At 63.3% G+C, this 9,556-nt stretch carries 7 protein-coding genes and 1 pseudogene; 4 read left to right on the top strand and 4 right to left on the bottom strand.

The features are described from left to right. Both ACXJ7R_RS16735 and ACXJ7R_RS16730 read left to right on the top strand, forming a co-directional pair. A partial coding sequence (locus ACXJ7R_RS16735; protein WP_457152807.1) for a hypothetical protein occupies positions 1–325 on the top strand: 325 nt, incomplete at its 5' end. A 1,167-nt stretch (positions 326–1,492) separates the two neighbouring features. Next, a complete protein-coding gene (locus ACXJ7R_RS16730) occupies positions 1,493–3,487 on the top strand; it encodes a BTAD domain-containing putative transcriptional regulator (protein WP_457152806.1) in 1,995 nt (664 codons plus the stop codon). A 393-nt stretch (positions 3,488–3,880) separates the two neighbouring features. Here the strand turns inward: ACXJ7R_RS16730 and ACXJ7R_RS16725 are convergent, their stop codons facing one another. From ACXJ7R_RS16725 to ACXJ7R_RS16710, 4 genes are all read right to left on the bottom strand, one after another. Continuing rightward, complete coding sequence (locus tag ACXJ7R_RS16725) at positions 3,881–4,174, bottom strand: hypothetical protein (protein WP_096454710.1); 294 nt, start codon at positions 4,172–4,174, stop codon at positions 3,881–3,883. A gap of 151 nt (positions 4,175–4,325) precedes the next feature. Further along, positions 4,326–5,864, bottom strand: coding sequence for a winged helix-turn-helix domain-containing tetratricopeptide repeat protein (locus ACXJ7R_RS16720; protein ID WP_457152805.1), 1,539 nt, complete (start codon positions 5,862–5,864; stop codon positions 4,326–4,328). A gap of 100 nt (positions 5,865–5,964) precedes the next feature. Beyond that, a complete protein-coding gene (locus ACXJ7R_RS16715; RefSeq protein WP_457152809.1) occupies positions 5,965–6,699 on the bottom strand; it encodes a class I SAM-dependent methyltransferase in 735 nt (244 codons plus the stop codon). Between the two features lie 379 nt (positions 6,700–7,078). Further along, positions 7,079–8,056 carry a hypothetical protein gene (locus tag ACXJ7R_RS16710; RefSeq protein WP_457152804.1) on the bottom strand — a complete coding sequence of 326 codons (978 nt, stop codon included), beginning with the start codon at positions 8,054–8,056 and terminating at the stop codon, positions 7,079–7,081. A gap of 65 nt (positions 8,057–8,121) precedes the next feature. Between ACXJ7R_RS16710 and ACXJ7R_RS16705 the strand changes: the two are divergent. Together ACXJ7R_RS16705 and ACXJ7R_RS16700 are read left to right on the top strand one after the other, a co-directional pair. Continuing rightward, positions 8,122–8,556, top strand: a pseudogene (locus ACXJ7R_RS16705) (recombinase family protein); the annotation flags it as partial. A 6-nt stretch (positions 8,557–8,562) separates the two neighbouring features. After that, on the top strand, positions 8,563–9,390 hold the full coding sequence (locus tag ACXJ7R_RS16700; RefSeq protein WP_457152808.1) for a recombinase family protein: 828 nt from the start codon (positions 8,563–8,565) through the stop codon (positions 9,388–9,390). Positions 9,391–9,556 lie beyond the last annotated feature (166 nt).

The raw sequence follows: 9,556 nt of genomic DNA, 5'->3' as shown, positions 1-9,556 counted from the left end.
GTACCACGCTACCACCGCGATGACGGCGAGCCAGCCTAGCGCTCTTTTCCTTGCTCGAGACAATCTATCGTCCCTCGCACCCGATGCCGTCGTGATCACCATCGAGCCTGTTGGGATCAGCGCCCGTGATTTGCACCCCAGGGGCTACGACCGCATTGTTTCCCTTGCCGCCTGCGCAGTCCAGGTCGGCGCCTCCGGTAGAGGACACACCTCGATACCTGTTGAAAGCTGCGACGGCGCGTGCACCGTCGCCTTCAATGTGGGTGTTATTGCTATTCGGATTGAACGGATCGACCGTTTGCAAAAGCATGTTTGCGTGGTTTGAATCGCCTGCAGCGAGCGTCACCGCGTCATAATTATTCAAATAGTCAGTAGTGGAGCCTGAGATAATTGCCACAACTATTGCGGTCGAAAACCAACGCCAATGCATGAAGGTATCCCCCGACACCACTCCAGATCATGCACCTTTTGAATTTTGTTGTCGAATCTGCCGACGAACGGGCCTGCGCGCGGTCTTCCACTACGCAATGTTGCCGCCGGGCTATAAAAAGGGGTGGGGACTGTGACGCGATTTGCTTTGACGATTTCCGTGTTGGCTGGACTCGTGGGCTTCGCGACACCGCCAGACAAGATTGCAGGCGTTCCAAACGCCGGCGCCTGCACGCAAGCGGACAAAGAGCGACTAGCCCTCTTGTCCAATCAGCAAAATAAGGCCGCGACTGGCGATGCCTTGGGCGTGTTTCTCATTGGTGTTCCCGTCTCCTCAATGTCAGGCGGTGACCACGAAACCGAGATTGCAATTCTCAAGGGACGCTGCGGTCCGCCCAAAACCTAGGCCCGGCTCGTACCTCATCGAGCAGCGAGGCGATTTGGTTCTGCCGTGCCAAATCGCGTATCAATCGGGTCACAATTGCTCGGAGGCGCCCCTCACGCCAACTCCTTCGAGATATCGTTGGCGGTCCGCAAGCATGGCCGCCAAGAGCTGCCTCTCGTCCTGAACGGCTGCTGATTTTTTGCTGAACTCTGCCTGCCTACCGGCGGCGCTCGCAGCGCCTTTGCCATCTGGTTCTGCCTCACCTCATCGACATCAGGTCCGTCATGAGGCCGACCCCGACCCTGACGAAGAACGTAGGTCTGGGGACCTCCTGACAGCCGATGTCCTTCAACTGATCGGACGTCAGGTCTGCTAACGCCCTGCGCCCTGCAACGGTCCGCCGCCAGGCCGTGAAGGCTGCGACTGCTGCTGCCATGCTGTTCGACGCTCTCTCAAACAGCCGGTGTTTCGATGTGCGGGTCTCTGCGTGAGCTTCGGTGTGAGCCATTCTGCTCTCCTGTTCCAGATTACGGGCGCAGCTTGTCACGGGGGCGATTTGCGGTTGTTCAGCCGGGCGTGAACAATCGCGGGAAGTCCGATGGACCGCCGTTAAATCTGCGTTAAATCGACCGGCGAAGATGCTATTCTGCTGGCGCGTTCGAAATCTGGAGAGCGGTCGTGCGTATCCGGTTGCTTGGCGGTCTCGAAGTGATGTCCGGAGAGGGCCAGCCCGTCCGCTTCGCAACGCGCAAGTCGGCGCTGCTTTTTGCCGCCCTGGTCCTGGCGGGTCGCCGCGGCGCCACTCGCGAACGGCTTTGCGAAGGGTTTTGGCCGGGACGAGGCGATGCGCAGTCGCGCAACAGCCTGCGCCAGGCGCTGGCCGACATCCGGCGGTGGTTTCCCGCCGCCGGCAATGCAGCCATTTCCATTGACGGGGATCAGGAAACGGTTGCGCTGACGGCCGGCCCGGACGAAGCCGACATCTGGCTCTTCGAGCGGAAGCTCGCCGAAAGCGGGACGACGGACCTCGCCTTTGCCGCCGACCTCTATCGCGGTGATGTGCTCGCGGGGGAGGCCATTCCGGACGGACTGGATGAATGGTTCAGCCCATACCAGGTCAGATACCGGCAGAAGGCGCAGCAGCTGGTGGAGCGCCTGAGCCTCGCGCCGCCCGAAGCCGGATCCGTGGACGAAGCGGCTTGCGAACGGCTCGCCGAAAGGCTGCTTGCCTCGGATCCGRCCGCCGAGCCGGCGCATCGGGCCTTGATGCGCATCCACGCTGCGAGGGGCCACGAAAATGCGGGCTTGCGTCAGTTCGAGACCTGCCGCGCGCTGCTGAAGAAGCATCTGGGCGTGGAACCCGAGGCACAGACGCTGTCACTGGCGGCGTCGCTGCAGACGCGGGGCGGAAATCGCCAGACCGCGTCGGCACACGACACCGCGCAGCCGCCTCAGCCTATCGCCACGCCGGCGAGACCGCATGACCAGCCGTCGGTGGCAGTGATGCCTTTCGACAATCTCGGCGGGGCGGAGGACGAGTATTTTGCCGACGGCGTTGTCGAGGAGATCACCGCCGCGCTTTCCCGCATCCGGGACTTCTTCGTCATCGCCCGCCAGTCCGCCTTCACCTACAAGGGCCGCTTCGCCGACGTGCGCGAGGTCGGCCGGGAACTCAGCGTCGCCTACGTGGTCGAAGGCACCGTTCGGCGGGGCGGCAATCGGCTGCGCATTTCCGTGCAGCTGGTCGATGCCGAGACGCGGACACAATTATGGTCCGAGCGCTACGAGGGTGCGACCGAGGACGTTTTCGAGTTCCAGGACAGGATCGCGGCGCAGGTGGCCGGCGCCATCCATCCGGCCATCCGCGGCGCCGAGATCGAGCTGGCCAGGCGCAAGCCGCCGACCAGCCTCAGGGCCTATGATTTCGTCATGCGCGCCTATCCAAACATTTGGGGCCGCCGCAAGGACACCAACGACCTGGCAATAGAGCTGCTCAAGAAAGCGATCACGGTCGATCCGGCCTATGGCCGCGCGCATGCGCTTCTGGCCTGGTGCCACGCCTCGAACGCCGTGTTTCTGTGGGCCGAGCAGCCGGAAAGCGAGCTGGAAAAGGCGGTCGCGGCGGTCGAAGCAGCCGGCTCGATCGGCGACGATCCAACCGCGTTGACCGCCGCCGGCGCGGCATTGAGCATGGGCGGTGACCAGGAGCGCGCCGCCACCTTCATCGAAAAGGCGCTCATGCTCGATCCGAACAATGCTTGGGCATGGGCACGCCTTGGCTGGATCGCAATCTACAGAGGCGAAGCCGCCCTGGCCCCGGACCGGTTCCAGCGAGCGATGGCGCTGAGCCCAATGGATCCGTTCGCGTTCGCCGTGAGACTGGGAATGGGTTACGCCTTGGCCAAGACGGGCTCCCTTTCCCAGGCCGTCGCGATCGCCCGTGACGTCATCGCCGCCCACCCCGACATCATCACGTCCTATCGCTATCTCGCCGCCTGGTCGGCGATGGGCGGCGACCTGGAGACCGCCCGCTGGGCTGCGCAAAAGCTCCTGGCCGCCCAGCCGAGTTTCACGATCGAGCGATTCCGGTCGCTGCCTATCTTGCGGAACACGCCGGAATGGGCAGACCAAGTGGTCGAAGGCTTGAAGCTGGCGGGATTGCCCGAGCGCTGACTATCTTCAGCCCATCCTTGGTTTCAACTTGGATGAAATGATCGCCCCCCTTCGCCCCTGGCTAGGATAGCGATCCTACCGGCTCACGACCATTGCACGTCGTTTAATTAGCCACAACATCAGCACGGCGCGGAAGCTTCCATGCCGAAGTCTGCTCACCAAATTGCGCCGCGAGAGCCGGTAGAACTGCGCCGACAGCCACCGCGAAACCCCCGGAGATATAGCTCACAAGAAGATGCACGTCGAAATTGGAAAGCCTGCTTCCCCAACTATCCTTACGAGCATGACGAGCCGGGGCAGGAAGCGATGATAGTGTTTGGCCATCATTTCGTCGGGCTGGCGCCCAAGAGCATGCTCATGGCGCCCACCCTTCGGCTTTGGCGGGTCTGGAGCTCAGGATTCACGGCGACGGCGGCGATCGTCCACGACCCGCGCGAGCACTTCGGTGGGGTCGCGGTCAACTGGCAATACCAGCATATTTTCGATGTCAAAGGCGGTAACGCCGATATCGCGACGCTCGCATTCGCTCATGGCGGCAAAAGCGGCGAGGTCCCTGCGTGCCCTCCAGAAGCGCGGCAGCCACAGCAGCGCCGAAGTCACGGCGGCCAGCATCCGGAAAGGCCGCGAGGGAGAAGCATGCGACCGGCAATCGGCTGCGAGACCGATGAAAGGAACCAGCGTGGTCATGGTGTTGTCTCCATCCTCGAACTGCCCTTGAGCGACAGCAAGGATGAGATTAGTCGGCGCCCGGCCGGAGATCGTGAGGCCCAGGTGAAACTCGAGGGAAATTGTGACGAAATCGGCAGGCGGGCACCGGCCCCCGGTCGTCGACACGATATCAGTCCGGCAGGCCGGCCTCGCGCAGGCTGGCGGCAACGCGCTCCCGCGTGCCCGCTTCGAAAGGCAGCTGGTCCCAGATCGTGGCGACCGTCAGCCCCGGATGGCTTTCCAGCAGCCTGCCGCACACGCGCCGGGCTTCATCCTTGCGGCCGGCATGGACCAGCGTCATCACCAACCAGCGTAGCGCCCAGGTGGCGCCAGGGTGCCGGCTGACCCCGCGCCGCGTCATGACCAATGCTTCTTCGTAGCGCCCGGTAATGAAAAGGGCGGCGCCGATGCCGAGTTCGGCCATGTAGCCCATCGGGTCGCGCGGGCTCAGCCGTTCGAAATGCTCGAACTTCTCGATCGCCGCCTCGGGCCGCTCGCGATAGACGTCAAGCCAGCCGCTGCGCAGCCAGGCCCAGGCGGAATTCGGATCGAGCGTGCGCGCCCGTGTCAGATGCATGTCGGCGACATCAAAGTCGCGGGCGAAGGAATGCGCGGCGCCGAGCACCGCAAGCACCATCGGGTCGTCGCCGGACAGCGCCGCCCCCTTCTGCGCCAGGCGCAGGCCCTCTTCCCGGGACGCGGCCGGCGTTTCGGTCCAGTGGTAGGTGACACGCTGCAGATGGCACCAGGCCAGCAGCGAAAGCGCCAGCGCATAATCAGCCTCGATCGCGATCGCCCGTTCAAGCAGTGTCCCGGCCTCCTCGTTCTGCGCCCGCTCGAGCGACCAGGCGAGCGGAAAGGCGCGCAGCACGTAGTCGTAGGCGGCGAGGCTTTCCGGCCGCTTGCGCCGCGACCGCTCGATCTCGGCCGACAGGATGGAGGGCTGGATGGCGCCGACGACACTCTCGGCGAACCGGTCTTGCAGGTCGAACACGTCGGCCATGGTTCCGTCGTAGCGGTCGGCCCAGATCGTCTTGCCGGACGACTGATCAATGAGTTGTCCCGTAAGGCGGATGTGGTCGCCGGCCTTGCGAACGCTGCCGGTCAGCACGTAGCGCACGCCGAGCTCGGCTCCGGCCCGTTTCACGCCGTCGGCCTGCCCCTTGTAGGCGAAGCTCGAATTGCGGGCGATGACGAACAGCCAGCGCATGCGCGACAGCGCGGTGATGATCTCGTCGACCATGCCGTCGGCGAAATAGTCCTGCGCCGGGTCGCCGCTCAGATTCTCGAAGGGCAGCACCGCGATCGAAGGCTTGTCGTCGGCGGACCCTTCGCCGGCCCCGGCCGCGGGGTGATCATCGAGGCGGCGCACGCGCTCCTCGTCGATCACATAGCCCCGCCGCATCACGGTACGGATCAGGCCGTCCGCATCCGGGCCGAGCGCCTTGCGGATATCCTTCATGCATTGGGTCAGTGAATCGTCGGAGACGGCGATGTTGGGCCAGACGGCGTCGACCAGTTCGTCCTTGCCGACGACGCGACCGGCATTCTCCAGGAGATAGGTGAGCAACGAGAGCGACTTGGCGCGCAGGTCGACGTCGTACCCGCCCCTTTGCAACCTGCCTTTGCGCAGGTCGAGCCTGTGACCCGAGAATTCGAACGTCGTCATGTCGCCCTCAGGGAGACGTCAAGCCCAATTCGGCTCGCGACGGGCTGGCTGTCGATCATTACCCTCGCACGCTTGAAGACACCATGACTGTCTTCTTACATCAAGCTTTCAGCCCGCTGAAAATGGCGTGGCCGGCGAACAGCCAGGCGCAATCGACCGCGATGAAACCGGCTTCGGACAGCCAGGAAAGTTGCTCGGCCAGCGAGGACGGCTTGTCGATCGGCTCGCCGTCGGGGTTGCGGAAGTAGTTCCAGCCGAGGCGGTTGAACTCGGCGAAGGCGGCCAGGTCGCCGTCGATCGCGAGCGCCCGCGAACGCACCGCCTCGTCCCACTGCCGCGCCGCGATGGCGAGAGCGGCCGCGCCCGGCGGGCGCACGATGTCGGCCACCACGAGGACGCCGCCGGGGCTGAGCGCCGTCCCAAGGTCGGCAAAAAGCATCCGCTTCTGTCGCCCGTCGAGGTGGTGGATGGCGAGCGACGAGACAATCGCATGCGGCGGCTCGGGAAAGCTTCGCCAGTCACGATGTTCCAGCTCGAACGCGGCAGTGGCCAGGCGGTCAGCGTGGTCGCGACAGGTCTCGCGCGTCTGCTCGCGCATCCGCGCCGAGCCGTCGAGCGCCAATACCCTGCAGTCCGGAAATCGTTGCAGCAAGGCGCGGCTGAGCAGGCCCTCGCCGGAACAGAGCTCGACCAGCAGGCCGCCCTGCACGGGAGGAATTAGATCGGCGATGATGCCGATCTGGCGTTCCCGTTCGGGGACGAAATAGCGCCCGTAATCGAGAAAGCTTCGGGAATTGTTCTCATCCCAATGCCTTGCCCCTCGCATGTCGGTCATGATCAATCCTTTCATCCTTTTGGCCACATTGCCGGAGGCCAGGTTGGCCGTCGTGACAACCGGATGAAATTCGGCTGAAATCTGCCTGAGCGGCGAAGTTGCCCGGCCCCGTCGAGCGGGACGGCACCATCCACGCTATGCTTTCGCGGGCCTTCCGGCCTCTACCCTGGTCAGGCCCGGAGTCGCTGTCATCGCGCGCCGTTTAATTAGCCACAATGTCAGCATGGATTACCCGCCGGTCGACTGCCTCCTCTGATCTTCTCGCGCGCAGGTAAGGGCAGCTTTGCGCCGCATGTCGGCCGTAGAAGCGAACTTTGCCCCCGTCCGGAAGCAGACATCTCGGCGGACCGTGTTGGAGGTCGTGGTAGCGCCATTTGTCTCAAGCAGGAAACCCGGCAACGCGCAGCGCATCGGCGACCTCATCAACCCGGCGGATGTAGCGGAGCCGCTCAAAGTTGCCGATTGTAAAGGTCGGCGCGACCTGCAACATATTCTCTGCAGCGGCACGTGCGATGTCGAGGCGGCCGAGTTTGACGTGACTCGCCACCAGAAAAGCGTGCAGGAGGCCGAACCCCGGATTAATCTGGATTGCCGAAGTCGAATAGCCGACCGCTTCCTCAAACCGATCTGTAGAGTAGCAGGCGACCGTCAGAGCGAGATACGGGTGATAGTTCATCGGATCGAGAGGGCTCAGTCTGAGCGCCATCATGGCGATCTCGATTGCGCGGTCATATTGTTCGCCGTACGCGTGCATTATCGAGCTTAAACGCAGGGTAAGCGCCGAATTTCCATTCATTGCCAGCGCCTGGTTTAGCAGCGCAATACTATTTGCAAAGTCATGGATGATATGCGCCCGGGCAAAAGCGGCGATGCTAAGTGCTTGCGGATCGTCCGCCCCCGCTCTGATAGCGGCCTCGGCGTGTCTGAGCACGGCCGCCCCGTCCTCTGGAGCGTGTCCGTCGCGGAAACGCTGCTGATGGCACCAAGCCACATAGGCGTGCGCCACGGCATAGTCGGGATCAAGCCGCAGAGCTTCACTGAGGAGATGCAGCGCTTGGTCGACGTCGGCGGGTGTATTCGCTACCGTGTGCGGCAGAGCGCGAAGAAAGAGGTCGTACGCATCAAGCTTGTCGGGCCTCTTGCGTCTGGCACGCTCGATCTCGGCGAGCCGTATCGATGGCTCAATCGCGCCGACTATGCTCTCAGTCATCCTATCCTGCAGGTCGAAGATATCTTCCACCGCGCCCTCGAACTTGCCGGCCCAGACGTGCGTTCCGCCAACTCCTTCGACAAGCTGCCCAGTGATACGAAGCCGGTTGCCGGCTTTCCGAACGCTGCCCTCCAGCACATAGTGCACACCAAGTTCTTTGGCGACTTGCCGTACGTCGACAGCCCTTCCCTTGTRGCTGCGCGGTCTACACGCGCAAGTCCAGCGAGGAGGGGCTCGACATGGAGTTCAACTCCCTCGACGCGCAGAGGGAGGCCTGTGAGGCCTACGTGGCCAGCCAGCGGGCCGAGGGATGGGTTCTCGTGCCCGACCRCTAYGAYGACGGTGGCATCTCCGGTGGAACGCTGGAACGGCCGGCGCTGAGGCGCCTGCTGAAAGRTATCGAGTCCGGGCTGATCGATGTKGTCGTCGTCTACAAGATCGATCGGCTCTCGCGGTCTCTGACGGATTTCTCGAAGCTGGTCGAGGTCTTCGAATCCAAYGACGTCACCTTCGTGTCGATYACCCAATCATTCAACACCACAACCTCGATGGGGCGCTTGACGCTSAACATMCTGCTGTCATTCGCRCAGTTCGAGCGTGAGGTGATTGGCGAGCGCATCCGCGACAAGTTCGCCGCGTCTCGGCGCAAAGGCATGTGGATGGGAGGCAACGTGCCGCTCGGCTACCGCGTCGAAAGCCGCAAGCTGATCATACAGGAGGACGAGGCCGCAACAGTGCGAATCATCTTCGAGCGGTTTCTCTCGGTCGGCTCGGCGACGACGCTTGCCCGGACCCTCAACGCCGAGGGTGTCACCAGCCGCGGCGGCAGGCCCATCGACAAGGGTTATCTCTACAAGCTGCTCAGCAACCGGGTGTACATCGGCGAGGCCGTCCACAAGGGCACGAGTTATCCCGGCGAACACCAAGCAATCATCGACCGGGATCTGTGGGACAAGGTGCGCTCGATCATTGCCGAGGATCCGCGCAAGCGGGCAGGACACTGCCGTCGGCAAACACCTGCGTTGCTTAGAGGACTGATCTTTGCGCCGAATGGTTACGCCATGACGCCTGCCCACACCAGGAAGAAGGGGCGCCTCTATCGTTACTACGTCACCACCAGCGTACAGAAGCTCGGGCCGGAAACCTGCACGGTACGGCGCCTGCCTGCCGGCAAGATCGAGGCCGCAGTGATCGATCAGGTCCGCGTCCTGCTGCGCTCCCCAGAGATGATTGTGAAGACCTGGGCGGCCGCGCGCGACAATAGTGAAGAGATCAGCGAGGCCGAGGTGCGCGACGCCCTGGTTCAGTTCGATAGTCTTTGGGAGGAACTCTTTCCCGCCGAGCAGGCGCGCATCATCCAGCTGCTGGTCGAGCGCATCGACGTCGATGTAGACGGCATCTCCATCCGCCTTCGCACCGAGGGCATAGCCAGTGTCATCACCGAGCTTCGGGAACGACCAAACCTGGATAGGGCCGCCTGATGAGTAACCGCGAGATCAGCCGCGACGGCAGTTTGCTAACGGTCTCCATTCCTATGGCGATCCGCAAGCGTGGCGGTCGCAAACTTGTCGTGTCCCCGGCTGGAGCAGAGCCTTGGACACCGTCGCGACCGCGCATCGACAACACGCTGCTGAGAGCCCTTGTCCA

The organism is Mesorhizobium sp. P5_C1, from assembly GCF_054049815.1.
This window is presented reverse-complemented; position numbering and strand designations above follow the sequence as displayed.

What these genes read in the sequence shown, in the direction of transcription:
- ACXJ7R_RS16725 (WP_096454710.1), bottom strand. Translation starts at nt 4,174, where the DNA reads ATGACCACGCTGGTTCCTTTCATCGGTCTCGCAGCCGATTGCCGGTCG.
- ACXJ7R_RS16720 (WP_457152805.1), bottom strand. Translation starts at nt 5,864, where the DNA reads ATGACGACGTTCGAATTCTCGGGTCACAGGCTCGACCTGCGCAAAGGC.
- ACXJ7R_RS16715 (WP_457152809.1), bottom strand. Translation starts at nt 6,699, where the DNA reads ATGACCGACATGCGAGGGGCAAGGCATTGGGATGAGAACAATTCCCGA.
- ACXJ7R_RS16700 (WP_457152808.1), top strand. Translation starts at nt 8,563, where the DNA reads ATGTGGATGGGAGGCAACGTGCCGCTCGGCTACCGCGTCGAAAGCCGC.